Annotated in this window: 23 protein-coding genes, 1 pseudogene and 1 riboswitch; of the genes and pseudogenes, 18 read left to right on the forward strand and 6 right to left on the reverse strand. The window is 62.9% G+C overall.

Annotated features, from left to right (window positions below):
- Window positions 1-96 precede the first annotated feature (96 nt).
- The 14 genes from manD (at window position 97) to gutQ (ending at window position 13,805) form a co-directional block, all read left to right on the forward strand.
- Window positions 97-1,311, forward strand: coding sequence for a D-mannonate dehydratase ManD (manD, locus tag WFM45_RS14240; RefSeq protein ID WP_085337325.1), 1,215 nt, complete (start codon window positions 97-99; stop codon window positions 1,309-1,311).
- 5 nt (window positions 1,312-1,316) lie between these two features.
- Window positions 1,317-2,333, forward strand: coding sequence for a Zn-dependent oxidoreductase (locus WFM45_RS14245; RefSeq protein ID WP_161800768.1), 1,017 nt, complete (start codon window positions 1,317-1,319; stop codon window positions 2,331-2,333).
- Window positions 2,334-2,424: 91 nt separating this feature from the next.
- Window positions 2,425-3,714: an MFS transporter gene (locus WFM45_RS14250; protein WP_015378745.1), complete on the forward strand. Its 1,290-nt coding sequence runs from the start codon at window positions 2,425-2,427 to the stop codon at window positions 3,712-3,714.
- A gap of 52 nt (window positions 3,715-3,766) precedes the next feature.
- Window positions 3,767-5,272: a mannitol dehydrogenase family protein gene (locus WFM45_RS14255; RefSeq protein ID WP_103086181.1), complete on the forward strand. Its 1,506-nt coding sequence runs from the start codon at window positions 3,767-3,769 to the stop codon at window positions 5,270-5,272.
- Entirely contained in the window at window positions 5,253-6,584 is a 1,332-nt protein-coding gene (locus WFM45_RS14260; protein WP_004941539.1) for an MFS transporter, read from the forward strand. The genes WFM45_RS14255 and WFM45_RS14260 overlap by 20 nt, the downstream gene beginning before the upstream one ends.
- A 98-nt stretch (window positions 6,585-6,682) precedes the next feature.
- A complete protein-coding gene (locus WFM45_RS14265) occupies window positions 6,683-7,369 on the forward strand; it encodes a GntR family transcriptional regulator (protein ID WP_004941533.1) in 687 nt (228 codons plus the stop codon).
- A gap of 205 nt (window positions 7,370-7,574) precedes the next feature.
- Complete coding sequence (gene fbaB, locus WFM45_RS14270) at window positions 7,575-8,624, forward strand: class I fructose-bisphosphate aldolase (protein ID WP_033632372.1); 1,050 nt, start codon at window positions 7,575-7,577, stop codon at window positions 8,622-8,624.
- Window positions 8,625-8,860: 236 nt separating this feature from the next.
- Complete coding sequence (srlA, locus tag WFM45_RS14275; RefSeq protein WP_033632371.1) at window positions 8,861-9,409, forward strand: PTS glucitol/sorbitol transporter subunit IIC; 549 nt, start codon at window positions 8,861-8,863, stop codon at window positions 9,407-9,409.
- 15 nt (window positions 9,410-9,424) lie between these two features.
- Window positions 9,425-10,405 carry a PTS glucitol/sorbitol transporter subunit IIB gene (gene srlE, locus WFM45_RS14280; RefSeq protein WP_033632370.1) on the forward strand — a complete coding sequence of 327 codons (981 nt, stop codon included), beginning with the start codon at window positions 9,425-9,427 and terminating at the stop codon, window positions 10,403-10,405.
- Between the two features lie 22 nt (window positions 10,406-10,427).
- Window positions 10,428-10,790 (forward strand): PTS glucitol/sorbitol transporter subunit IIA, encoded by a 363-nt coding sequence (gene srlB / locus WFM45_RS14285; RefSeq protein ID WP_004941520.1) that lies wholly within the window; start codon window positions 10,428-10,430, stop codon window positions 10,788-10,790.
- A gap of 10 nt (window positions 10,791-10,800) precedes the next feature.
- A complete protein-coding gene (gene srlD / locus WFM45_RS14290) occupies window positions 10,801-11,580 on the forward strand; it encodes a sorbitol-6-phosphate dehydrogenase (protein ID WP_015378751.1) in 780 nt (259 codons plus the stop codon).
- A gap of 47 nt (window positions 11,581-11,627) precedes the next feature.
- The gene (gutM, locus tag WFM45_RS14295) at window positions 11,628-11,984 is read left to right on the forward strand and encodes a transcriptional regulator GutM (RefSeq protein WP_033632369.1); all 357 of its coding nucleotides are present in this window, start codon (window positions 11,628-11,630) and stop codon (window positions 11,982-11,984) included.
- A gap of 83 nt (window positions 11,985-12,067) precedes the next feature.
- Window positions 12,068-12,841, forward strand: a complete 774-nt coding sequence (gene srlR / locus WFM45_RS14300; RefSeq protein ID WP_048325242.1) for a glucitol operon DNA-binding transcriptional repressor SrlR — start codon at window positions 12,068-12,070, stop codon at window positions 12,839-12,841.
- Entirely contained in the window at window positions 12,834-13,805 is a 972-nt protein-coding gene (gutQ, locus tag WFM45_RS14305; RefSeq protein WP_049278613.1) for an arabinose-5-phosphate isomerase GutQ, read from the forward strand. Before srlR ends, gutQ begins: the two co-directional genes overlap by 8 nt.
- 39 nt (window positions 13,806-13,844) lie before the next feature.
- Here the strand turns inward: gutQ and WFM45_RS14310 are convergent, their stop codons facing one another.
- The 3 genes from WFM45_RS14310 to thiM form a co-directional block, all read right to left on the reverse strand.
- Entirely contained in the window at window positions 13,845-14,303 is a 459-nt protein-coding gene (locus tag WFM45_RS14310) for an Ivy family c-type lysozyme inhibitor (protein ID WP_197763910.1), read from the reverse strand.
- A gap of 84 nt (window positions 14,304-14,387) precedes the next feature.
- Window positions 14,388-15,188, reverse strand: coding sequence for a bifunctional hydroxymethylpyrimidine kinase/phosphomethylpyrimidine kinase (gene thiD / locus WFM45_RS14315; RefSeq protein WP_033648851.1), 801 nt, complete (start codon window positions 15,186-15,188; stop codon window positions 14,388-14,390).
- Window positions 15,188-15,979, reverse strand: coding sequence for a hydroxyethylthiazole kinase (gene thiM, locus WFM45_RS14320; protein ID WP_048325237.1), 792 nt, complete (start codon window positions 15,977-15,979; stop codon window positions 15,188-15,190). Before thiM ends, thiD begins: the two co-directional genes overlap by 1 nt.
- A gap of 35 nt (window positions 15,980-16,014) precedes the next feature.
- Window positions 16,015-16,111, reverse strand: a riboswitch (TPP riboswitch).
- 142 nt (window positions 16,112-16,253) lie between these two features.
- Between thiM and WFM45_RS14325 the strand changes: the two genes are divergently transcribed.
- Window positions 16,254-16,679, forward strand: coding sequence for a GNAT family N-acetyltransferase (locus WFM45_RS14325; RefSeq protein WP_336956146.1), 426 nt, complete (start codon window positions 16,254-16,256; stop codon window positions 16,677-16,679).
- Here the strand turns inward: WFM45_RS14325 and WFM45_RS14330 are convergent.
- Complete coding sequence (locus WFM45_RS14330) at window positions 16,676-17,899, reverse strand: MFS transporter (RefSeq protein WP_336956148.1); 1,224 nt, start codon at window positions 17,897-17,899, stop codon at window positions 16,676-16,678. The genes WFM45_RS14325 and WFM45_RS14330 overlap by 4 nt on opposite strands.
- Window positions 17,900-17,994: 95 nt before the next feature.
- Between WFM45_RS14330 and WFM45_RS14335 the strand changes: the two are divergent.
- The 3 genes and pseudogenes from WFM45_RS14335 to rluF form a co-directional block, all read left to right on the forward strand.
- Window positions 17,995-18,432: pseudogene (locus tag WFM45_RS14335) on the forward strand (winged helix-turn-helix transcriptional regulator); the annotation flags it as partial.
- 42 nt (window positions 18,433-18,474) lie between these two features.
- On the forward strand, window positions 18,475-19,278 hold the full coding sequence (locus tag WFM45_RS14340; protein ID WP_060560462.1) for an aminoglycoside adenylyltransferase family protein: 804 nt from the start codon (window positions 18,475-18,477) through the stop codon (window positions 19,276-19,278).
- Window positions 19,279-19,416: 138 nt separating this feature from the next.
- Window positions 19,417-20,286, forward strand: a complete 870-nt coding sequence (rluF, locus tag WFM45_RS14345) for a 23S rRNA pseudouridine(2604) synthase RluF (protein WP_336956150.1) — start codon at window positions 19,417-19,419, stop codon at window positions 20,284-20,286.
- Window positions 20,287-20,407: 121 nt separating this feature from the next.
- Here rluF and WFM45_RS14350 read toward each other — a convergent pair whose 3' ends face one another.
- Both WFM45_RS14350 and WFM45_RS14355 read right to left on the reverse strand, forming a co-directional pair.
- Window positions 20,408-23,485, reverse strand: coding sequence for an autotransporter outer membrane beta-barrel domain-containing protein (locus WFM45_RS14350; RefSeq protein ID WP_336956151.1), 3,078 nt, complete (start codon window positions 23,483-23,485; stop codon window positions 20,408-20,410).
- A 194-nt stretch (window positions 23,486-23,679) separates the two neighbouring features.
- Entirely contained in the window at window positions 23,680-23,994 is a 315-nt protein-coding gene (locus tag WFM45_RS14355; RefSeq protein ID WP_015378764.1) for a hypothetical protein, read from the reverse strand.
- Window positions 23,995-24,034: the final 40 nt, after the last annotated feature.

A 24,034-nucleotide genomic window follows, 5' to 3' on the forward strand; every position in this document is an offset into this window, starting at 1 on the left:
ATCCTCTCCGGCAAATTCATTAATTCATACTTGTATGGTAGTTAGTTCATGGCGTATTTTCGCGCTATCTCTCCGCAGCTACAGGATGTGAAGGTTATGAAAATCGTCAACGCCGAGGTGTTCGTCACCTGCCCGGGGCGCAACTTTGTCACGCTGAAAATCACCACCGATGACGGCATCATCGGCCTCGGTGACGCCACGCTGAACGGGCGCGAATTGCCGGTGGCCTCTTACCTGAAAGATCACCTCTGCCCGCAGTTGATCGGCCGCGACGCGCAGCGGATCGAAGACCTCTGGCAATTCTTCTACAAAGGCGCTTACTGGCGGCGCGGCCCGGTGACCATGTCCGCCATTTCCGCCGTCGACATGGCGCTGTGGGACATCAAGGCCAAGGCCGCCAACATGCCGCTGTATCAGCTGTTGGGCGGTGCCTCGCGCTCGGGAGTGATGGTGTATTGCCATACCACCGGCCACTCGATCGATGAGGTGCTCGACGACTACGCCAAACATAAAGAGCAAGGCTTCAAGGCGATCCGCGTTCAATGCGGCGTGCCGGGCATGAAAACCACCTACGGCATGGCCAAGGGCAAAGGCCAGGCCTATGAGCCGGCCACCAAGGGCGAGTGGCCGGAAGAGCAGCTGTGGTCGACGGAAAAATACCTCGATTTCACCCCCAAACTGTTCGACGCGGTGCGCAACAGGTTCGGCTTCAACGAGCACCTGCTGCACGACATGCACCACCGCCTGACGCCAATTGAAGCGGCGCGCTTTGGTAAAAGCGCCGAGCCGTATCGCCTGTTCTGGATGGAAGATCCGACGCCGGCGGAAAATCAGGCCTGTTTCCGCCTGATCCGCCAGCATACCGTCACACCGATCGCCGTCGGCGAGGTGTTCAACAGCATCTGGGACTGCAAACAGCTGATCGAAGAACAGCTGATCGACTACATCCGCACCACCCTGACGCACGCGGGCGGCATTACCGGCATGCGGCGCATCGCCGACTTCGCCTCGCTGTATCAGGTGCGCACCGGTTCACACGGCCCTTCCGATCTGTCGCCGATCTGCATGGCGGCGGCGCTGCACTTCGATCTGTGGGTGCCGAACTTCGGCGTGCAGGAATACATGGGCTATTCCGAGCAAATGCTCGAGGTGTTCCCGCACAGCTGGAAGTTCGACGACGGCTATATGCATCCGGGCGACAAGCCGGGCATCGGCATCGATTTCGATGAGAAGCTGGCGGCCCGTTACCCCTATGAACCGGCCTACCTGCCGGTCGCGCGTCTGGAGGATGGCACCTTATGGAACTGGTAAACACCATGCGCAGCGTCGTGATCGAACAGCCCGGGCGCCTGGCGCTGCAGACGCGCGCGCTGCCGCAGCCGGCGGCCGGCGAGGTGCGGGTCAAGGTGAAATTCGCCGGCATCTGCGGCTCCGACGTCCATATCTATCACGGCCATAACCCGTTCGCCCGCTATCCGCGGGTGATCGGCCACGAGTTCTTCGGCCTGATCGATGCGCTGGGCGAAGGCGTCGATCCGGCGCGCCTCGGCGAACGCGTCTCGGTAGACCCGGTGGTGAGCTGCGGCCACTGCTATCCCTGTTCGGTCGGCCGCCCCAACGTCTGCACCTCGCTGCAGGTGATCGGCGTGCACCGCGACGGCGGCTTCAGCGACTATGCCTGCGTGCCGGCGCGCAACGCCTATCCGGTTCCGCCGGCCATCAGCGATCGCCACGCCGCGATGATCGAGCCCTTCAGCATCGCCGCCAACATTACCGCCCATCTGCAACCGCGCCCCGACGACATCGCGCTGATCTACGGCGCCGGGCCGATGGGGCTCACGGTGATCCAGACGCTGAAAGGGGTGTACGGCGTCAGGCAGGTGTGGGTCGTCGATCGCATCGCCGAGCGGCTGGAGATGGCGCGCGCCAACGGCGCCGACCAAACATTCAACAACGCCGAGGCCGCATTGCCGCAGGCGCTGCAGCAGCGCGGCGTTCAGCCGACGCTGATCGTCGATGCCGCCTGCCACCCCGCCATTTTACCGGAGGCGATCGCGCTGGCTTCGCCGGCGGCGCGCATCGGTATCATGGGCTTTTCCGGCGACGCCTGCACCCTGACCCAGCAGAGCATCACCAGCAAGGAGCTGTCGATCTTCTCCTCGCGCCTGAACAGCGCGCGCTTTCCGCAGGTGATCGCCTGGATGGCGGACGGCAAGCTGGACCCGCAGCGGTTGCTCACCCACTGCGTGCCCGCCGACGACGTCGAACGGGCGATGCAGATGTTCGAGCGGGATCAGCGCACCTGCTGCAAGGTGCTGCTGCAGTTCGAGTAACGCCAAGGCGGCATCGGGGCATTGGGCGGCGCCCGCCGCCCGTGCAAACAATGAAGCATCACGATTAAAACGACACCCAGTGGAGCGCTTTATGTTTAAAAACCTGCGTTGGACCATCGTGTTCCTGCTGTTCATGGTCTACATGATCAACTACCTCGACCGCGTGGCGCTGTCGATCACCGTGCCAATGATCGAACAGGATCTGATGCTGAACGCCGAACAGTTCGGTCTGATCTTCGGCAGCTTCTTCTTCGGCTACGCCATTTTCAACTTCGTCGGCGGGCTGGCGGTCGACCGCTTCGGCCCGACGTTGGTGCTGGGCGTGGCGGTCGGCCTGTGGTCCATCTTCTGCGGCATGACGGCGATCGCCACCGGTTTTTACTCAATGCTGATCCTGCGCGTCCTGTTCGGCATGGCCGAAGGGCCGATCTGCGCCTCGGCCAACAAGATGATCAACGGCTGGTTCCCGAAGAAACAGGCGGCGACCGCCGTGGGCCTGCTCAGCGCCGGTTCGCCGTTGGGCGGCGCGGTGGCCGGGCCGATCGTCGGCTATCTGGCGCTGGCGTTCGGCTGGCGGCCGGCGTTTATGATCATCTGCGCCATCGGCATCGTCTGGATGCTGGTGTGGTTCTTCGTGGTGGCGGATAACCCGGCGAAAAGCCAACGCGTCAGCAACGAAGAACGGGCGCTGATCGCACGGTTGAAACAGGAAAATCTCGGTGAGGAAAGCGCCTTGAGCGACGCCCCGCACGGGCTGGGTTACTACCTGAAGCAGCCGATCATTCTGGTCACCGCCTTCGCCTTCTTCTGCTACAACTACATCCTGTTCTTCTTCCTGAGCTGGTTCCCCTCGTATCTGGTGCAGGCGCACAACCTGAACATCAAAGAGATGAGCCTGACCACGATGATCCCGTGGATCGTCGGCTTCGTCGGGCTGGCGCTCGGCGGCTATATTTCCGACAAGATCTTCAACATCACCGGTAAATTGCTGCTGTCGCGCAAGATCGTGCTGGTCACCAGCCTGCTGGCGGCGGCAGTGTGCGTGGCGTTGGCGGGCACCGTCAGCAGCGTGGTGCCGGCGGTGATGCTGATGTCGGTGTCGATCTTCTTCCTCTACATTACCGGCGCTCTCTACTGGGCGATCATCCAGGACGTGGTGCATAAATCCCGGGTCGGCGGCGCCAGCGGGTTCATTCATTTGATCGGCAGCGTCTCCGGCATCATCGGGCCGATCGCCACCGGCTACATCGTGCAGAACACCGGCAAATTCGACAGCGCCTTTATGCTGGCGGGCGGCGTCGCCGCGCTGGGCGCGCTGCTGGTGCTGCTGGTGATCAAGGCGCCGCGCGCAACGGCGGGCGTGCAAATCTTAAAACCCTAACGCCAGACGGGGCGGCTTCGCCCCTTTGCTTACCTCTCCAGGGACATTGAACATGAGACTTTCCGACCACAGCGCGCTGCCGGCCGCCGTTATCCGGCCCGGCTACGCACGTGAGCGCGTGAAACCGCGCATGGCGCATATCGGCTTCGGCGCGTTTCACCGCGCGCACCAGGCGATGTACGCCGACAGGCTGGCCAGCGAACACGGCAGTGACTGGGGCTACTGCGAAATCAGCATGCAGCACGGCCGGCAAAAGATCGCCGATCTACGGCAACAAGACCTGCTGTTCTCGGTGGCGGAGATGGACGACGACGGTTGGCGGGGCCGGGTCATCGGCGTGGTGCGCCAGGCGCTGCACCTGCAAACCGACGGGCTGGCGGCGGTGCTGGCGGCCCTGACGCAGCCCGAGATCGCCATCGTCTCGCTGACCATCAGCGAAAAGGGCTATTGCCACCACCCCGCCAGCGGCCGGCTGATGGCGGAACACCCGGCGATCGCGCATGATATCGCCCAGCCGGCACAGCCGCAGTCGGCGCCGGGGCTGCTGCTGGCGGCGCTGCGCCTGCGCCGTGAACGCGGGCTGCCGCCGTTCGCCGTGATGTCCTGCGATAACATGCCGGCCAACGGCCGGGTCACGCGCCAGGTGCTGGTCGAACTGGCGCAGCGGCAGGATCCGGCGCTGGCCGACTGGGTGCGTCAAGAGGTCGCCTTCCCTTCCACCATGGTGGATCGCATCGTGCCGGCGGTAACGCCGGAGACTCGCCGGCAACTGCGCACCTGGCTGGGCGGCGTCGAAGATGAGGTCGGCGTGGCCTGCGAGCCGTTCAGCCAGTGGGTCATTGAGGACCGATTTCCCCAGGGGCGCCCGGCCTGGGACAAGGTCGGCGCCGAACTGGTGAGCGACGTGCTGCCGTACGAGGAGATGAAGCTGCGCATGCTGAACGGCAGCCACTCGTTTCTCGCCTACCTCGGCTACCTGGCCGGTTATCAGCACATCGGCGACTGCATGCAGGATGCGGATTTTGTCCGCGCCGCCCGTCACCTGATGCTGGCGGAACAGGCGCCGACCCTGCAGGTGCCGAACGTCGATTTGGCGCAGTATGCCGACTCGCTGCTGCAGCGTTACCGCAACCGCGCGTTGAAACACCGCACCGCGCAGATCGCCATGGACGGCACGCAGAAGCTGCCGCAACGGCTGCTGGACGCGATCCGCTGGCATCTGGCGCGCGGCAGCCGCTTCGACTGCCTGGCACTGGGCGTCGCCGGCTGGATGCGCTACGTCGGCGGCCGTGATGAACAAAGCGAGCCGATCGCCATCAGCGATCCGCTGCGCGAGCGCCTCGCCGCGTTGGTCGCCGGCAGCGAGGAAGGCCGGCCCCGCGTCCTGGCGCTGCTGCAACTCGACAGCGTCTTCGGCCGCGATCTGCCCGATTCGCCTGACTTCGTCCACGCCGTCAGCCACGCTTATCACCAACTGCTGAGCCTGGGGGCCAAAGCCGCCGTCGCCGCTCTGCCGCTTACCGACCGGGAGGTTTCCGATGACCGTCACCACGCATAACGCCGTCAATACCGGCAATCAACCGCTGCTGCGGCGCGTCGCCAGCGCGTCGGCCATCGGCACCGCCGCCGAATACTATGATTTCTTCGCCTACGGCACCGCTGCGGTGCTGTTCTTCGGCCAGCTGTTTTTCCCCAGCGCCGATCCGCTGATCAGCACGCTGGCGGCCTTCGCCACCTACGCGGTCGGTTTCCTGGCGCGCCCGCTGGGCGGCATCGTGTTCGGCCATATCGGCGACAAAGTCGGCCGCAAGAAGGCGCTGGTGATCACCATCCTGATCGTCGGCCTCGGCACCTTTTGCATCGGCCTGCTGCCTACCTATGAGCAGATCGGCATCTGGGCGCCGATCGCGCTGATCTTTATCCGCGTGCTGCAGGGCTTCGGCGTCGGCGGCGAACAGGCCGGCGCGGTGCTGATGACCGCCGAATACGCGCCGCCGCCGCGGCGCGGTTTCTACGCCAGCTGGGTGCAGATCGGCGCGCCTGCCGGTTTCCTGCTGCCGTCCGGGCTGTTCGCGCTGCTGACCGCCCTGCTGTCGCCGGCGCAGATGCTGGACTGGGGCTGGCGCATTCCGTTCCTGCTCAGCCTGCTACTGGTGCTGGTCGGGCTGTTTATTCGCCTGAAGATCGACGAGTCGCCGGTGTTTACCCAGATCCGCGCCACCAAAGCAGTGGAGAGCCGGCCGGTGGTGGAAGTGGCTCGCCGCTATCCCGGCCTTATCGCCAAAGGGGTGTGCGCCAAGCTGATCGAAGCCTGCGCCTTCGCCATGTTCACCGTGATCGTGCTGGCCTACGGTAAGGCCAACCACCTCAACGAAAGCATTTTGCTGGAGGCGATGATCGTGGCGGTGCTGCTGGAGATTTTCGCCATTCCGCTGATGGGCCGCCTCTCCGATCGGCTGGGGCGCAAACCGGTTTACATCGCCGGCGCGCTGCTGCAGGTGGTGTGCATCGTGCCGTTCTTTATGGCGATCAACCTCGATAATTTCTGGGTGACGCAGATCGCCATGATCGTGGTGCTGACCTTCGGCCACAGCATGTGCTACGCGCCGCAGGCCTCCTACTTCCCGGAGCTGTTCCCCACCCGCGTGCGCTGCAGCGGCATCGCGCTGATCTGGCAGATCGGCTCGCTGATCGGCAGCGGCATTCTCGGGCTGCTGGCGGTGAAGATCCTGCAGGTGACCGGCGGCCATTACTACGGGCTGGCCGGTTACATGATGGTGCTGGGCGTGGTGTCGGCCCTCGGCCTGAGCCTGATGCCGGAAACCGCGCCAGAGCGGCGCAAACAGGAATATCAGGATTGGCATCACTGAGTTCCCCTGCCTGGCGGGTGGATTTATCCCCCCGCCCTCAACCAATAATCTGCTAGTATGGTGGCATTCGAATTCCAGCCAGATGCCTGATTGTCGCCATGTCTGAAACGTACAGTCTCACCAACAACGTCCCGGTCAACCAGCAGATCTATCGCTTCCTGCGCAAAGATATCGTCGACTGCACCATCCCCCCCGGCACCCTGCTGTCCGAGAAAGAGATCTCCACTCGCTTTTGCGTTTCGCGCCAGCCGGTGCGCGAAGCCTTCATCAAGCTGGCGGAGGCCGGCCTGGTGCAGATCCTGCCGCAGCGCGGCACCTTTGTGATGAAGATTTCCGCCAAGCGCGTGGCCGACGGGCGCTTTATCCGTCAGGCGGTGGAATGCGCCATCGTGCGCCGCGCGGCCGAGCGCGCCACTCCGGCGCAGCTGATGACGCTGGAGCATAACCTGCACCGTCAAGAGCTGGCGGCGCAGAACGGGCAAACGCGCGAATTTTTGGCGCTGGACGACGAGTTCCACCAGCTGCTGACCCAGTTTGCCGACTGCCCGCTGGCGTGGGAGACCATCGAAACCATCAAGGCCACCATGGATCGGGTGCGTTTCCTCAGCCTGAGCGAAGTCTCGCCGCCGGAGAGCCTGATCAAGCAGCACTACCGCATCTACGAAGCGCTGAAAGCGCGCGATGCCGAGGCGGCGGAGCGCGCCATCCACGATCATCTGCAGGAGATGATCTACTCCATCACCCCGATCGCCCAACAGAATACCGCGTGGTTCGAGATCGAATAATCAATCGCTTAGCGCGCCGGGGGCGATCGCCCCCGCGTATTTGGCCACGCAAATGGCATTTCCTCTCAATCGCATCTATTGTTTGTCCTTGCCGGAGCAAGTTCGGTAGCATCGCTTTACAGCTTCAATCACCGCTTTTTACTGCGCCGGTGGTCAAAAACCCTTGCATTGCCGGTGTATGAAGAAGCTTAATCGGGAGTGAATCATGACTGATATTGTGCAGTTGCTAGGAAAGGAAGCGGAAGATCTGCTGCAACACCGCTGTGCCACTATCCCCGCCGAGAATCTCTACCTGCCGGGCGCCGACTTCGTCGACCGCGTAATGATCGATAACAACCGCCCCAACAGCGTGCTGCGTTCGATGCAAACCCTGTTCAACCACGGCCGCCTGGGCGGCACCGGTTATCTGTCTATCCTGCCGGTCGACCAGGGCATCGAGCACTCCGCCGCCGCCTCGTTCGCCGCCAACCCGCTGTATTTCGATCCGAAGAACATCGTCGAGCTGGCGATTGAAGCCGGCTGTAACTGCGTCGCCTCCACCTACGGCGTGCTGGCGTCGGTATCGCGCCGCTATGCGCATAAAATTCCGTTCCTGGTCAAACTCAACCACAACGAAACGCTGAGCTACCCGACCCAGTACGACCAGACCCTGTACGCCAGCGTCGAGCAGGCGTTCAACATGGGGGCAGTGGCGGTCGGCGCCACTATTTACTTCGGCTCCGAGCAGTCGCGCCGCCAGATCGAAGAGATCTCGATCGCCTTCGAGCGCGCGCATGAGCTGGGGATGGTCACCGTGCTGTGGGCCTATCTGCGCAACCCGGCGTTCAACAAGGACGGCGTGGACTACCACTCCAGCGCCGATCTGACCGGCCAGGCCAACCACATCGCCGCCACCATCGGCGCCGACATCGTCAAACAGAAAATGGCGGAAAACAACGGCGGCTACCGCGCGGTGAAATTCGGCTATACCGACGACCGCGTCTACACCAAGCTGACCACCGATCACCCGATCGATCTGGTGCGCTACCAGCTGGCCAACTGCTACATGGGCCGCGCCGGGCTGATCAACTCCGGCGGCGCCGCCGGTGAGAACGATCTGCAGGAATCGGTGCGCACCGCGGTGATCAACAAACGCGCCGGCGGCATGGGCCTGATCCTGGGGCGTAAAGCCTTCAAGAAATCGATGAAAGACGGCGTGGCGCTGATCAACGCCGTGCAAGATGCCTATCTGGACAAGAAGGTCACCATCGCCTGATGTGACGGACCGCCTGTCCCAAAGCCCGGTTCGCCGGGCTTTTTTGTGCCCGCTCCCCTTAACCCGACGCTGCCAACCTTCTCTTTCTTTCACTTTAAACTTTCAAAATAAAATATTTATCTTTCAAATTGTGATCTATTTAAAACAAATAGCCCAACAAAGTGACTACTGTAAGGCCCATGGCGACAGAGCCGCCGTTCGCTCCAGGCCATAACAGTCCATTACAGGAGAACATAATGATTGAGCTAATCACCCACGGCGCCGAGTGGTTTATCGGCCTGTTTCAGAAAGGCGGTGAAGTGTTTGTCGGCATGGTGACCGGCATTTTGCCTTTGTTGATCAGCCTGTTGGTTATCATGAACGCGCTGATCAAATTTGTTGGCCAGGAACGTATCGAACGATTGGCGCAGCGCTGCGCGGGCAACCCCGTCTCGCGTTATCTGCTGCTGCCGCTGATCGGCACCTTTGTCTTCTGCAACCCGATGACCCTCAGCCTGGGGCGTTTCATGCCGGAGAAATACAAGCCGAGCTACTACGCGGCGGCCTCCTACAGCTGCCACTCGATGAACGGCCTGTTTCCACACATCAACCCCGGCGAGCTGTTCGTTTACCTCGGCATCGCCAGCGGCCTGACCACCCTCGGCCTGCCGCTCGGCCCGCTGGCGGTGAGCTATTTCCTGGTGGGGCTGTTCACCAACTTCTTCCGCGGCTGGGTCACCGATCTGACCACCAGCCTGTTCGAACGCAAGATGGACATCCGTCTGGATCGCCAGGTGCAACTTTAATTCGTGGAGTGCAGCATGAGTGCTTATATCCGTATTGAAAAAGGCGCCAGCGGCTGGGGCGGCCCTTTGGAACTGCCGATCGAACCCGGCAAAAAAGTGGTGTACATCACCGCCGGCACCCGGCCTTCCATCGTCGATCGCCTCAGCGAATTGACCGGCTGGCCGGCCGTCGACGGTTTCAAAGAGGGCGAGCCGCCGGCGGAAGAGATCGGCGTGGCGGTGATCGACTGCGGCGGCACCCTGCGCTGCGGCCTGTACCCGAAACGCCGCATTCCGACGGTCAACATCCATGCCACCGGCCAGTCCGGCCCGCTGGCGCAGTTTATCCTCGAAGACATCTATGTCTCCGGCGTGCGCGACCACAACATCAGCCGAATCGAAGCGGCAGATAGCCAACCCGCCGCCGCCGATGCAGCGCCGCCCAAGGCGCGCGACTACGACACCAGCAAAAAGATCACCGAGCAAAGCGACGGGCTGCTGGCGAAAGTCGGCATGGGCATGGGATCGGTGGTGGCGGTATTTTTCCAGGCCGGGCGCGACACCATCGACACCGTGCTGAAGACCATCCTGCCGTTTATGGCGTTCGTCTCGGCCTTGATCGGCATCATCATGGCCTCCGGCCTCGGGGACTTTATCGCTCACGGCCTGACGCCGCTGGCCAACAGCCCGATCGGCCTGGTGACGCTGGCGCTGATCTGTTCATTCCCGCTGCTGTCGCCGTTCCTCGGCCCCGGCGCGGTCATCGCCCAGGTGATCGGCGTGCTGGTCGGGGTGCAGATCGGCCTTGGCCATATTCCGCCGCAGCTGGCGCTGCCCGCGCTGTTCGCCATCAACGCGCAGGCCGCCTGCGACTTTATTCCGGTCGGCCTGTCGCTGGCGGAAGCCAAACAGGACACCGTGCGGGTCGGCGTGCCTTCAGTGCTGGTCGGCCGCTTCCTGACCGGCGCGCCGACGGTTCTGATCGCCTGGGCCGCCTCGGCCTTCATTTATCAATAATGTGATCCCCAGGGAGACGTTTATGCACACCATTTTTCACACCACCATCACGCAGATCGGCGGCTGCGCCCGCGACGCGTTGCTGGACAACATGCTGATCACCTTCCGTGAAGGCGCCCCGGCGGATATCGAAGAGTTCTGCTTCATCCACCGCCACGGCGCAACCGCCGGCGAGCTGCAGGTCGGCGGCGTGATGGAACTGGCGCAGCAGCGCTACGCCATCACCGCCGTCGGCAGCGTCGCCACGCAGAATCTGCGCGAGCTGGGCCATATCACCGTGCGCTTCGACGGCGAAGCCGAAGCCGAATTTCCCGGCTCCATCCACGTATCCGGCCCGACGCCGACCGATATCCCGTTGGGCAGCACGCTGTCATTTATCGCATAAGGAGTAGACCATGTCTGAAGTAGCTGTAGTGATTGGCGGCGGCCAAACGTTAGGCGCCTTTTTGAGCCACGGGCTGGCGCAGGCCGGCTATCGGGTGGCGGTGGCCGACCTGAACGCCGACAACGCCAGTCTGGTGGCACAGCAGATCAACGAAGAGTACGGCACAGGCAGCGCCTGCGGTTTTCAGGCCGACGCCACCGACGAGCAGAGCGTGATCGCGCTGGCGGCGGCGGTTGACCGGGCGTTCGGCCAGGCCAACCTGCTGGTGTACAGCGCCGGCATCGCCAAGGCGGCGCCAATTACCGATTTCCCGCTGGGCGACTTCGACCGCTCGCTGCAGGTGAACCTGGTGGGCTATTTCCTCTGCGCCCGCGAGTTCTCGCGCCTGATGATCCGCGACGGCATCGCCGGGCGCATCATCCAGATCAACTCCAAGTCAGGCAAGGTCGGCAGCAAGCACAACTCCGGCTACAGCGCCGCCAAGTTCGGCGGCGTGGGGCTGACGCAGTCGCTGGCGCTCGATCTGGCGGAGTACGGCATCACCGTGCATTCGCTGATGCTCGGCAACCTGCTGAAGTCGCCGATGTTCCAGTCGCTGCTGCCGCAGTACGCGCAAAAACTGGGCATCGCGCCGGATCAGGTGGAGCAGTACTACATCGACAAGGTGCCGCTGAAGCGCGGCTGCGACTACCAGGATGTGCTGAACACCCTGCTGTTCTACGCCAGCGATAAGGCCTCTTACTGCACCGGCCAATCGATCAACATCACCGGCGGCCAGGTAATGTTCTGACGCCACCGGCGCCCCCTTCCATGGAAGGGGGCGTAAGGAGAACCCCCATGACACAAGCTCTGATCGCCTTCGCGCTGCTGGCCTGGCTGCTGCAAATCGCCTTCGGCTGGTGGCAACTGCAGCGCTTCAACCGCGCCTTCGACGGTTTATGCCGGCTGGGCGCCGTCGGCGTCGGCCGTTCCGGCGGCCGTTTCCGCCCGCGGGTGGTGCTGGCGCTGGCCTTCGACGCCGATCGGCGGGTGTGCGGCAGCCTGTTGCTGCGCGGCCTGACCGTTTTCGCCCGGCCCCGCCCGCTGTCTCATTTACACGGATTGCATCAGCGGGATTTGCGCCCGGATGTGATCTTCCCCGAGGATCGCGCATGCCAGTCTGCACTATCGTTAGCGATTGAACCCAAATCGTGATATTTTCACATTAAAAGACATTACCTTTCATAGTGAATTATTCAGCGAGGGGAAATGCCCAACTCTTGTGAACGGGAATCGCGATGAAACCAAAGCAGCGGCAGGCCGCTATCCTTGAATATCTGCAGCGGCATGGCAAAACGGCAGTGGACGCCCTGGCCGAGCATTTCTCCACCACCGGCACCACCATCCGCAAGGATCTCACCCTGCTGGAAGAAGAAGGCGAGGTGATCCGCACCTACGGCGGCGTGGTGCTCAGCCGCGACGACGGCGATCAGCCGATCGACCGCAAAACCCATATCAACACCGAGAAAAAACGCCAGATCGCCAGCGCCGCCGTGGCGCTGATCGCCGACGGCGACTCGCTGATCTTCGACGCCGGCAGCACGGTGCTGCAGATGGTGCCGCACCTGGCGCAGTTCAATAACATCACGGTGATGACCAACAGCCTGACCATCGTCAACGCGCTGGTGGAGCTGGACAACGATCAGACCATCCTGATGCCCGGCGGCACCTACCGCAAAAAATCGGCCTCGTTCCACGGCAGCCTGGCGGAATCGGCGTTTCAGCAATTCAGCTTCGACAAGCTGTTTATCGGCGCGGACGGCGTCGATCTCAACGCCGGCGTCACCACCTTCAACGAAGTGCACAACGTCAGCAAGGCGATGTGCGAAGCCGCCGGCCGCATTATTCTGTTGGTGGACTCCTCGAAATTCGGCCGCAAGAGCCCGAACGTGGTGTGCGAACTCAGCGCTGTCGACACGCTGATCACCGACCGAGACATCAACCCCGATTACCTCGCCGCCCTGCAAGCGAAAGGCATCAATATCCTTCTGGTAGGAGACCCCAATGAGTAACGCCAACGCCCTGCTCGCCTTCGCCCGTGAAACGCTGGAGATCGAGCTGACCGAAGCGCAGCGCCTGCTGGCGCGCCTGGATGACAATTTCGTCTGCGCCTGCGAGCTGCTGCTGAACTGCCGCGGCAAAGCGGTGATTTCCGGCATCGGCAAGTCCGGCCATATCGGCAAGAAAATCGCCGCGTCGCTGGCCAGCACCGGCACGCCGTCGTTCTTCGTGCATCCGGCGGAGGCGCTGCACGGCGATCTCGGCATGATCGGCGCCGACGACGTGGTGGTGTTCATCTCCTACTCCGGCCGCGCCAAAGAGCTGGACTTGATCCTGCCGCTGCTGGCGGAGAACGGCATTCCGGTGATCGCCATCACCGGCGGCAAAGAGTCGCCGCTGGCGCAGGCTGCGGCCTGCGTGCTGGATATCGGCGTTGAGCGCGAAGCCTGCCCGATGGGGCTGGCCCCCACCTCCAGCGCGGTCAACACCCTGATGATGGGCGACGCTCTGGCGATGGCGCTGATGCGCCAGCGCGGTTTCAACGCGGAAGACTTCGCCCGCTCGCACCCGGGCGGCAGCCTGGGCGCGCGCCTGCTGAACCGCGTGCATCACCTGATGCGCACCGGCGATCGCCTGCCGCGCGTGAGCGAAAGCGCCAACGTGATGGAGGCGATGCTGGAACTGAGCCGCACCGGGCTGGGGTTGGTGGCGGTCTGCGACGCGCAGCAGCGTGTGGTGGGCGTATTTACCGACGGCGACCTGCGCCGCTGGCTGGTGAAGGGTAATAGCCTGCAGGATCCGCTCAGCCCGGCGATCACCCGCCCCGGCTATCGGCTGCCGGAGCAGTGGCGCGCCGGAGAGGCGCTGGAAGCGCTGCACGAACAGCACATCAGCGCGGCCCCGGTGGTCAACATGGACGGCGTGCTGGTGGGGGCGCTCAACCTGCACGATCTGCATCAGGCCGGCATCGGCTGATCAACGCCGGGGGCGCCGGCAGCGGCGCCCCCGGTCAGATTATTTCCAGTCGGGATTGTTCTCGAACTGCTGCTTCAGCAGCGCCTTCATGTCTTCATCCGGCTTGCCGAGCCACTGGTACCTGGCATATTTCTTCGGATGATCGACGGCTTCCGGCCGATCTTCCACCTCGACCCGCACGCCCCAGGCCTGGGATTTGTCCGCGCTGAACGCCACGATCAAAAAGTTGTTGCCGCAGTCGTGCGGTTTGCACAGATTGCCGACCAGATACTCTTTGCCTTTCCAGTTCAGATTCTGCGCCGGCGTAGAGGTGCCGACGCCCTTGCGCGCCCAGCCCGGCATCCGCGCCTGGCCTTTGACCATGTTTTGCCAACTGGCCTGATACCCCGGCTGCTGAATCAAATCCGACGTGGTGACGATCTGCTGGGCAAAGCTGCCCGCGCTGAAGCTGAGCAGTGCGCCGAAGAGGGCGCAACGCAGCGCCTGGTGTCCCGTCATAGTCCTTCTCCCTAGGTTAAATCAGGTTTCGCCCATAAAACCGGGCCTGAACCAGTCAGACCACGGTTGCGGCAAAAAGTTGACTCACCACCAGGCGTGAAAATGATGCACCGGCCCAATGCCGTGCCCCACTTCCAGCGTATCCGCCTGTTGCAGCGCTTGTTGCAGGTAGTCCTTGGCGGCGGCCACCGTGGCCGCCCAGTCGGCATGGCGCGGGCGCAGCGCCGCCAGCGCGGCCGAGAGCGTGCAGCCGGTGCCGTGGGTATGGCGGGTGGCGACGCGCGGCGCGGTAAAGCGCTGCTCGCCTTCGGCGGTAAACAGCCAGTCCGGGCTCTCGCTTTCGCTCAGGTGGCCGCCCTTCATCAGCACCGCCCGGCAGCCCATCGCGAGCAGCGCCCGCCCCTGCTCGCGCATCTGCGCTTCATCTTCCGCCGGCGCGCACGCCAGCAGCGCCGCCGCTTCCGGCAGGTTCGGCGTAATGATCGACACCAGCGGCAACAGCTCGCGCCGGATAGACGCCACCGCCTCCGGAGCCAGCAACGGATCGCCGCTTTTCGCCAGCATCACGGTATCCAGCACCACAAATTCCGGCCGATAATGGCGCAGGCGTTCGGCCACCGCCTGCACGATGTCGGCGTTGGCCAGCATGCCGATCTTGACGCTGTCGATGCGCACGTCGCTGAACACCGAGTCCAGCTGCGCGGCGACGAACGCCGGATCGATGTAATACACCGACTGCACGCCGCGGGTATTCTGCGCCACCAGCGCAGTGATCACCGAGGTGCCGTAAGCGCCGAGCGCCGAGAAGGCCTTCAAATCGGCCTGAATGCCAGCGCCGCCGCTGGGATCGGTGCCGGCGATGGTCAGCGCGTTAATGCGTTTCATCACAGATCCTCCCCGCGCAGCTGATACAGGGCATCGAGGAACGCCGGCGTAAAGCTGCCCGGCCCGGCGGCCTGCCTGGCCGCGAGGCCGCCGCAGTGGGACATCACCCGGCAGGCGGTCGCCACGTTGTCCAGGCGATCGCCCGGCAGGGCGCAAAACGCCGCCGCCACCGCCGACAGCGCGCAGCCGGTGCCCACCACCCGCGTCATCAGCGGGGAGCCGCCTTCGATCGCCCAGTCGCGTTGGCCGTCAGTGACATAATCCACCGCGCCGGTGACCGCCACCACCGCGCCGCTGCGCTGCGCCAGCTCACGCGCGGCGGGCAATGCCGCCAAGGAATCGTCGCCGCTGTCCACGCCGCGGCCGCTGGCCAGCAACCCGCTGAGCGCCATGATTTCCGAGGCATTGCCGCGTATCGCCGCCGGTTGCTCGTCCAGCAGCTGTTTAGCGAAGGCGGTGCGGTAGGAGAGCGCGCCGACCGCCACCGGATCCAGCGTCCAGGGCTTGCCGGCCTGATTGGCGGCGGCCACCGCCGCCCGCATCGATTCGGCGCGCAGCGCATTGAGGGTGCCGACGTTGATCAGCAGGCCGTCGGCCAGCGCGCTGAACTGCGCCGCCTCTTGCGGCTCCACCACCATCGCCGGGGAGGCGCCGAGCGCCAGCAGCACATTGGCGGTCAGCGACTGCACCACTTCGTTGGTCAGGCAGTGGATCAGCGGAGGCCGCTGTTGGAATTGGGTCAGGCAGGCCGCGGCGCGGGCGCCGGGTAGTGCATCAGGTCGAGCGATCATATTCCTCCCAACCGGCGTTCAAGAAGGCGGCGCCGGTTGAGCGGCCGTGACTTCCCTACGCTGGCATTATCCAGATCAGGTAATACGGGTATTTCTCAGCCTTCACGCGGAAGGGCACCCCGAGTCATGAAAATCAATAGGTTGTGATCAACGTTGCGTTAATCCCTGCAGGGGATCATGCCAGCGGCGGCGCGGACAAACAAGCGATTAAATTAGCCCTGCGGGCATGCGCTACACAATGCGCTATAGTGAGCAAAAACCACCGGGAGATGCCATGCAAATAAGACCTTACCAAGAGGCCGATCGCCCCTTCCTGCGCACGCTGTACCTGGCGTCGCGCAAGGCGGCGTTCGGTTGGCGCGATACCTCGAACTATCAGTTGGAAGATTTCGACCGCGCGACGCTGGGCGAAGCGATTTGGGTGGCGGAAGACGGCGGCGTGCTGCTGGGATTCGTCTCCATCTACCGCGAAGACAACTTCATTCATAACCTGTATGTCGATCCCCATCAGCCGCCGCGCGGCGTCGGCAGTGCGCTGCTGCAAGCGGCGCAAGCCACCTTCACCGCCACCGGCTCGCTGAAATGCCTGGTGAAAAATGAAAAAGCGCTGGCGTTCTACCGCAAACACGGCTGGCGCATCATCGCCACCGGCAACGACGGCGAAGAAGATTATTACCTGATGCATTCGCCGGCACGCTAGCTCTTACCCGCCGCATCCGGCATGCCGCGCAGCGTCAGCCGCCAAAACAGCAGTGCGCTCAGGCTGACGCCCGCCCCCAGCCAGCAGACGCCGCTCCAGCCCGCCCAGGCGTACATATGGGTGCCGGCAAAGGCGCCCAGCCCGCTGCCGACGGCGTAAAACAGCATGTAGCAGCCCACCAGCCGGCTATGCGACTGCGGGTGGGCGCTGAAGATCATGCTCTGGTTCAGCACGTGGATAGCCTGGCCCGCCAGATCCAGCAGCACGATGCCCGCCACCAGCCAAACCAGGCCGCTGCCGAGCAAACCGAGCGGCAGCCAGGCCAGCGTCAACAGCAGCAGACACGCGCCGCTGGCCGTCTGCCCCAGCCCGCGATCCGCCAGATGCCCGGCGCGCACTGCCGCCAGCGCGCCCACCGCGCCGACCAGGCCGAACGCTCCCACCGCGGCATGGGTGAAGTTGAACGGCGGCTGGCTCAGCGGCAACACCAGCGAACTCCAAAAGAGGCTGAAAGCGCCGAACATCAGCAGCGCCAGCATGCCGCGAATTTGCAGCGTGCGGTCACGCAGCAACAGGCTCAGCATTGAACGCAGCAGCGCGGGATAACTCAGCGTGCTGGGCGCGGTGCGCGGCGCAGGCAGCAGGCGCGACAGGATCGGCAGCAATACCAGCGTCACTCCGGCTGAGAAGAAGTACACCGTGCGCCAGCCGCCAACGTCCGCCAGCGCGCCGGACAAGGTGCGCGCCAGCAGCAACCCCAGCACCACCCCGCCCTGCGCCGCGCCGACCACCCGCCCGCGCTCCTGCGGCGCCGCCAGGGCCGCGGCGAATGCGATCAGCCCCTGCGTCATGGCGGTGCCCAGTAGCCCCACCAGCAACATCCCCGCCAGCAGCCAGGGCGCGCTGTGCGCCCAACCCACCAGCAGCAGCGCGCCGATCAGCCCCAGCTGTTGCCCCGCCAGCAATCGATGCCGGTTCAACCGATCCCCCAGCGGCACCACCAACAGCAACGCCAGCGCGCAGCCCAACTGAGTCACGGTGATCACCATGCCGACCGCCGCCAGGCTGATGGAAAAATCACGGGCAATGGCGTCCAGCAGCGGCTGCGCATAATAAACGTTGGCCACGCTAAAGGCGCTGGCACCGGCCAACAGCAGCACCAGGGCGGCCGGCAGACGCCCCAGCGCCGCACAGAGGGGATCCAGCAGTTTGTCGCTCATCGCACACCTCAATCTGGTTTCATAATTAAACCCAATGAACTTTAGATGCGGAGGTTTTATAATGCAACCAGAATATATAGCTGGAGATAAACGCCGTGAAACGTAAAAGCCTGGAAGACGCGCCGTGCCCGGTAGCGCGCACGCTGGATGTGATTGGCGACTGGTGGTCGCTGCTGATCGTGCGCGACGCCTTCGACGGCGTCACCCGTTTCAGCGAATTTCAAAAAGGGCTGGGGATGGCGAAGAACATTCTTGCCACCCGGCTGCGCGCCCTGGTGACGCACGGCGTGCTGGAGATCGTGCCCGCCGCGGACGGCAGCGCCTATCAGGAGTATGTGCTGACTGAGAAAGGCCGCGCGCTGTTTCCGGTGATCGTCGGCCTGCGCCAGTGGGGGGAAGATCATTTGTTCGCCGAGGGAGAGACGCACTCAACGCTGGTGGAAAGCGACAGCGGCCGCCCCGTGCCGCGCCTGACGCCGATCGGCAGCGCCGGGCAGACGCTCACCCCGCTGAATACCCGGGTGGTGAAGGTGGGGGAACGGTTTGAGCCGTCTTTTAACAATCCCCAATTAGCGATAAAAGAAACACTTCCAACCGAAATCGCCGCACAGATCGACGCCGCATGCAACGTGCTGACAGAGCAACTCGGCGAGACACTCTTGGGCATCCATCTGTATGGATCCGCGGTCGATGGCGGTCTTAAACCCAACAGCGATATCGACATCTTGGTCGTCATCAGCAAGCCGCTGATGTCAACCACTCGGGCCGCCCTCATGAAAGCTTTGCTGACCGTGTCGGCTCCGCCAGGTGCCGACAGTATTTTTCGCCCGCTGGAAGTCACCGTGCTGGTACAGACCGACATCAAACCCTGGCGTTATCCGCCAAGACGTGAGTTACAGTTTGGCGAATGGCTGCGTGAAGAGTTGCTGGTGGGAATTGTCTCCCCCGCCACCTTGGATCCTGATGTGGCGATCCTGCTTACCAAAGCCCGGCAGCATCATCGACATCTGTTCGGCGCCTCCTTTGAACTCCTGTATGACAGCGTCCCTCGCAGCGACTTCATCGCCGCGCTCACCGATACCCTGAGTCAATGGAACGAGCCTGATGACTGGCATGGCGACGAATGCAACATTGTGCTGGCGCTGGCGCGCATCTGGTTCAGCGCGGCGACCGGTCGGATCGCCCCCAAAGATGTGGCCGCCGAATGGCTGCTGGAACGCTTGCCATCTGAACACCAGCCGGTACTCAGCACCGCGCGGCGAGTTTATCTCGGACAAGCGATAGATGATCTGCCTCAGCATCAGCAGCCGTTGGCAGCATTCATCGGCTATGCCAAAACGACGATCGCAAGTCTATTGACGACAACAGCATCGCAATAAGACGCAAGCCTGTCGACACCACTTATCGTCTGCACTTATTGATGCAGGGACGGATTTTGTTCATGGCCGCCGCCCCCTGCATGATTCGCTTCGCAGCGTCATCCGGGTAATGTATAGTCCGCGTTTTACGGAGATCCCATGCTGACCAACTCATCCATTCGTCTGAACAAATACATTAGCGAGAGCGGCATCTGCTCACGCCGCGACGCCGATCGATACATCGAACAGGGCAACGTTTTCATCAACGGTAAACGCGCCACCGTTGGCGCCCAGGTATTTGCCGGCGATGTCGTGAAGGTTAACGGTCAGCTGATCGAACCGCGCAATGAAGAAGATCTGGTGCTGATCGCGCTGAATAAACCGGTCGGCATCGTCACCACCACCGAGGACGGCGAGCGCGACAACATCGCCGACTTCGTCAACCACAGCAAGCGCATCTTCCCGATCGGCCGCCTGGACAAGGATTCGCAGGGGCTGATCTTTCTGACCAACCACGGCGATCTGGTCAACAAGATCCTGCGCGCCGGCAACAATCACGAGAAAGAGTATCTGGTGACGGTCAACAAGCCGGTGACCGACGAGTTTATTCGCGGCATGGGCGCCGGCGTGCCGATGCTGGGCACCGTGACCAAAAAGTGCAAGGTGAAGAAAGAGGCGCCGTTCGTGTTCCGCATCACGCTGGTGCAGGGGCTGAACCGCCAGATCCGCCGCATGTGCGAACACTTCGGCTACGAGGTCACCAAGCTGGAACGCACGCGCATCATGAACGTCAGCCTGAAAGGGTTACCGCTGGGCGAGTGGCGCGATCTGACCGATGACGAGCTGATCGAACTGTTCAAGCTGATTGAAGGCTCTTCATCCGAGGCCAAACCGGCGAAAAAAGCCCCGGCCAAATCCGCCGCGGCGAGAAAGCCGAGCGCCGGCGGGCCGAAAAGCGCCGACAAAGCCGCTGCGCCGGCCGGCCGCAAGCGCTTTACCCAGCCGGGGCGCAAGAAAAAAAGGCGTTAAACGCCTTCTCCCGCTCAGCCCGCCGTTGCGCGGGCTTTTTTATCGTGAAAGTCAGCCACTCACCATAAAAAAGGCCCGCATCAAGCGGGCCTGCAAGTACCAGAGAAGTCTAGAGGAAAAATCAGAACGACCAGCGCAGGTTGGCGTTGACCGAATTAACGCGGGTATCGGCGCCGAATTGCCCCTGATAGCCGACATCCAGCGTCGCGGCGCGCGACAGTTTCACGCTCACGCCGATATCGCCCACCATCACGTTGTCATCCACGGCCTGGCCCTGCGTGACGAACGCGTCGCTGCCGGCAAACGCCATGCGCGATGAGGTGTTCTTATCGCCGTAGGCATGTTGCCAGCCGAGCGAGCCGTAAAGGCTGACGTTCTTCGGCAGTTCGGTCACGCCGCGCACCCCGAGCGTGGAGTAGAAGGTGTTCATCGTTTCATTGCGCACGCTCAGCGCTGCCGCGCCACCCGACTCCTGGAAGCTGTCGGTATGCAGTCGGATGTAGCTCAGGTTGATGAACGGTTCGACGTTCATCTCCGGCTGGCCGAAACGGTAACCCGCTTCGGTGAACGCCAGCAGCGAGTTGGCGTCGTAATCCGACTTCAGCCGATCCGAGAAGCCGCTGAAATCGACGTTGCGCTTGCCTTCAATCTTGTGCCAGGTGTAACCCAGCGCGCCGCGCAGCGAGAACGCATCCTGCTGCCCGGCCGCATACAGGCCGAGGTGGTAGTTGTCGGTATCGGCCTTGGAGCGGCGGCTGTCGACGTCATAGTCGCCGCGGCTGTAACCGAAGTAACCGCCGATGCGCACGTTATGGTCCGCCAGTTTGCGATCCGCGCCCAACAGGAAGCCGGTGGTGTTGCCATCCAGCTTGCCCACGTTGCCGTTGCCGCTGTTTCTGCCCCAGGAACTGAAGGTCTGCCCCCAGACGCCGCTGTTTTGCGCCTGCGCCGGTTGCACCAGCGACATCGCCAACGGCGGTACCGGCAGACTGTCGTTGTCGAACAGGCGCAGCATGCGCTGGTTCAGCACATTGAACAGCTGGGTGCTGCCGGCGATCAGGTTAGACTGCATCGACGGATAGACTTCGCCGGACAGCTGATTGAACGCCTCGCGCGCTTCCGGCGCGCTCAGCAGCAGCAGCGAGTTGTACAGCGCCAGCGAAGGACCGCGCTGCGCCAGCGTCGAGAGCGCACCGGCGGTATTCCACTGGTTGCCGCTCTCGGCCACCGTTTGGAAAATGCCCGGCTTGCCGCTGCCTGGATTCTCGCCCCCCGGATTTTCCCCGCCTGGGTTTTCTCCGCCCGGGTTCTCGCCCCCCGGATTTTCCCCGCCTGGGTTTTCTCCGCCCGGGTTCTCGCCCCCTGGATTCTCACCGCCTGGGTTTTCCCCGCCCGGATTCTCGCCTCCTGGATTCTCGCCGCCTGGGTTTTCCCCGCCCGTGTCTTTCTGCGCGATGGTCAGATCGACGGCGTTGGCGCTGTGGTTCAGCGCCACATCGAGGAAGGCGGACTTGGAGACCGCCGACGCGAACTGGCCGTCAATGCCGCCGTCCGAGGTCAGAATGCGGTAGCTTTGGCCGGTTTTATAGCTGGTTTGCGGATCCAGCGCCGTCACCTGCACTTTGGCCCGATCGCTGATGGTGGTTTTGCCCGCCACCAGCAGCTGGTCGCTGCGGCCGTCGCCGGCAATATCAACGTCGTAGAAGGATTCGCCGATAAAGTTCAGGTAGCGTTTCAGCGTCAGCGTGCCGATATTGCCATCGCCGGGCGAGATATGACCGCCGGACTGGATCTCGGTCTGGCCCAGCGTGCCGTTGCCGCCCAGCGTGCCGCCGGCCTTGATCGAGGCGGCGCTGCTGTAACCCTGCCCGTTATTGACGTCGGAACCCGCCGTCGCGTTCAGGATCAGCGTGCCGCCGTTCTCGGCGCCGAGGGTTTGGATCTCGAAGATGTCGTCTTCTTTCTGGGTATTGATGTCACTGGCGATGATGAGCTTGCCGCCGCGCGCGGTGACGTTCGCCTGCAGCCCAGTGAGATCGCCGTTCAGCGTCGTGTGCCCGGCGCTGTTGATCACCTCGCCTTCGCCGCTCATCTTGTTGCTGAAAACGTAATTGCCGTCGGTATGGTTAAAGTACACATAGCTGCGGAACAATCCGCCCCGCAGGGCGATCGCCGTCTGGGCATCGATGGTGCCTGCGGCGCCCGCCGCGCCGAGCGTCGGCTCGGTCAACCCGGTGCCGGTGTCCATATTGCCGCGGCTGCCGATAATCAGCGCGCCGCGGTTCGAGCCGGAACCGGTCTTGCCCAGCACCACTTCGTTGCCGCCGGCGGAGAATGTCCCGCCGTCCATGACCGCCAACACGCCGTTGCCGTAATCGCCGACGTTGACGCTGCTGCCGCTGGTAAAGCGCGAGCCGTTGCCGGCGATCACCAGCTCGGCGGTTTTACGCGCGCCGGAGACGCCCGCTACCTGGATGTTGCCGACATTGACCGCAGCGCCGTTCAACACGTCCAGATCGCCGTACAGCGTGAGCGCGCGGCCGACGTTCCACTGGGAATTAGCCCCCGTGACCGTGGCTTTCGGGCTCAGCGTATCGCTCTCACCCGGCCCGCTGCCATTGCCGATGCGCGCGTCAAAAGCGGTGCTCAGCACCGCGCCGTCTTCAATCGCCAGCGTGGATCGTGCCCCTAAATCGGTGCCGACACTGAGAAAATTGCTGGTGACGCGAGAACCGGCGCCGGTGGCGATCAGGTGGCTGTCGTAGCCACGGGTGGTGCCGACCACGATCTCTTTCGCGCTGGCCAGCGCGCCGTCTTCAACCCGCAGGGTGCCCCGCCCCAGATTCAGGCCGCCGCGCAGCACGAACTGATCGTTCACCGCGTTCAGCTCGGCGTTCGGCCCGCGAACCGTGACCACGCTGTCGTGAATTTGGCCGTTGAACATCCGGCCGATATTGATGTTATAGGCGCTGATCTTGCCATTCTCGATCAGCAGGTTGCCGCTTTGATTACGGCCGACGTAAACGTCCCCGGTGTAGGCCAATGATTCGGTAATTTTTGAGTCGCCGTCAAAAATGGCATCGTCTGCGCGAGCGAGATCGGCGGGCGCCAGCATCAGCAACGGCGCGGAAAATAGAGCGAGGTAAAGTTTGGAAAGCGGTGTTCTAACCGCTAAAGGGTGCGATGTTTTGTCATTCACGGGCTATCTCCGTACTCGTTAGCGTGATGTCGCGAAATTTATTGTTATAGGGAACTCAATACACTAGAGGAGAAGTGAGGCGTTATTTCGCGCACGCCGGTTTAGTGATCGTCGAAGCAAAAGCTTATTGCCCCCCGGCGCTGACGCTCCGACGATGAAAAACCAGGAAGCGGTAATACCGCCCCCAAAGCGAATTATTTATGCGTGACCACCGGCGTACAGGTCGGCGCGCTCAGCGACGGCGAGGAACCTAAAATTCCCGGCATCATCAGCGACGAGCAATCGAAAATGCGGCCTTTTTCCGTGGTGGCGCGATATGAAAGTTTTTGGCCGCCCAGCGCATCCGGCTGTGCGCCATTGACGTTGGTCACGGTAATTTCGTCCGACGATCCCAGCCCCAGCATTTTGGCGGTTTCCGCCTGCAGTAATGGAATGGCCTGATCGGTTTTCAAGGTGGAACAACCGGCTACCATCATCGTAACGGTTAAAGCGATAAGTGGTTTCTTCATAAATTATCCTTTATAACCAATCAGTTAAAATTACCGATTG

Origin of the sequence: Serratia sp. KG1D (assembly GCF_037150675.1) — a bacterium.
GTDB lineage: Bacteria > Pseudomonadota > Gammaproteobacteria > Enterobacterales > Enterobacteriaceae > Serratia > Serratia nematodiphila.

What these genes read in the sequence shown, in the direction of transcription:
- srlD (WP_015378751.1), top strand. Translation starts at nt 10,801, where the DNA reads ATGTCTGAAGTAGCTGTAGTGATTGGCGGCGGCCAAACGTTAGGCGCC.
- WFM45_RS14330 (WP_336956148.1), bottom strand. Translation starts at nt 17,899, where the DNA reads ATGAGCGACAAACTGCTGGATCCCCTCTGTGCGGCGCTGGGGCGTCTG.
- fbaB (WP_033632372.1), top strand. Translation starts at nt 7,575, where the DNA reads ATGACTGATATTGTGCAGTTGCTAGGAAAGGAAGCGGAAGATCTGCTG.
- srlB (WP_004941520.1), top strand. Translation starts at nt 10,428, where the DNA reads ATGCACACCATTTTTCACACCACCATCACGCAGATCGGCGGCTGCGCC.
- WFM45_RS14250 (WP_015378745.1), top strand. Translation starts at nt 2,425, where the DNA reads ATGTTTAAAAACCTGCGTTGGACCATCGTGTTCCTGCTGTTCATGGTC.
- gutQ (WP_049278613.1), top strand. Translation starts at nt 12,834, where the DNA reads ATGAGTAACGCCAACGCCCTGCTCGCCTTCGCCCGTGAAACGCTGGAG.
- WFM45_RS14260 (WP_004941539.1), top strand. Translation starts at nt 5,253, where the DNA reads ATGACCGTCACCACGCATAACGCCGTCAATACCGGCAATCAACCGCTG.
- WFM45_RS14265 (WP_004941533.1), top strand. Translation starts at nt 6,683, where the DNA reads ATGTCTGAAACGTACAGTCTCACCAACAACGTCCCGGTCAACCAGCAG.
- WFM45_RS14245 (WP_161800768.1), top strand. Translation starts at nt 1,317, where the DNA reads ATGCGCAGCGTCGTGATCGAACAGCCCGGGCGCCTGGCGCTGCAGACG.
- manD (WP_085337325.1), top strand. Translation starts at nt 97, where the DNA reads ATGAAAATCGTCAACGCCGAGGTGTTCGTCACCTGCCCGGGGCGCAAC.
- thiD (WP_033648851.1), bottom strand. Translation starts at nt 15,188, where the DNA reads ATGAAACGCATTAACGCGCTGACCATCGCCGGCACCGATCCCAGCGGC.
- WFM45_RS14310 (WP_197763910.1), bottom strand. Translation starts at nt 14,303, where the DNA reads ATGACGGGACACCAGGCGCTGCGTTGCGCCCTCTTCGGCGCACTGCTC.
- srlE (WP_033632370.1), top strand. Translation starts at nt 9,425, where the DNA reads ATGAGTGCTTATATCCGTATTGAAAAAGGCGCCAGCGGCTGGGGCGGC.
- srlR (WP_048325242.1), top strand. Translation starts at nt 12,068, where the DNA reads ATGAAACCAAAGCAGCGGCAGGCCGCTATCCTTGAATATCTGCAGCGG.
- WFM45_RS14255 (WP_103086181.1), top strand. Translation starts at nt 3,767, where the DNA reads ATGAGACTTTCCGACCACAGCGCGCTGCCGGCCGCCGTTATCCGGCCC.
- WFM45_RS14355 (WP_015378764.1), bottom strand. Translation starts at nt 23,994, where the DNA reads ATGAAGAAACCACTTATCGCTTTAACCGTTACGATGATGGTAGCCGGT.
- thiM (WP_048325237.1), bottom strand. Translation starts at nt 15,979, where the DNA reads ATGATCGCTCGACCTGATGCACTACCCGGCGCCCGCGCCGCGGCCTGC.
- rluF (WP_336956150.1), top strand. Translation starts at nt 19,417, where the DNA reads ATGCTGACCAACTCATCCATTCGTCTGAACAAATACATTAGCGAGAGC.
- srlA (WP_033632371.1), top strand. Translation starts at nt 8,861, where the DNA reads ATGATTGAGCTAATCACCCACGGCGCCGAGTGGTTTATCGGCCTGTTT.
- gutM (WP_033632369.1), top strand. Translation starts at nt 11,628, where the DNA reads ATGACACAAGCTCTGATCGCCTTCGCGCTGCTGGCCTGGCTGCTGCAA.
- WFM45_RS14325 (WP_336956146.1), top strand. Translation starts at nt 16,254, where the DNA reads ATGCAAATAAGACCTTACCAAGAGGCCGATCGCCCCTTCCTGCGCACG.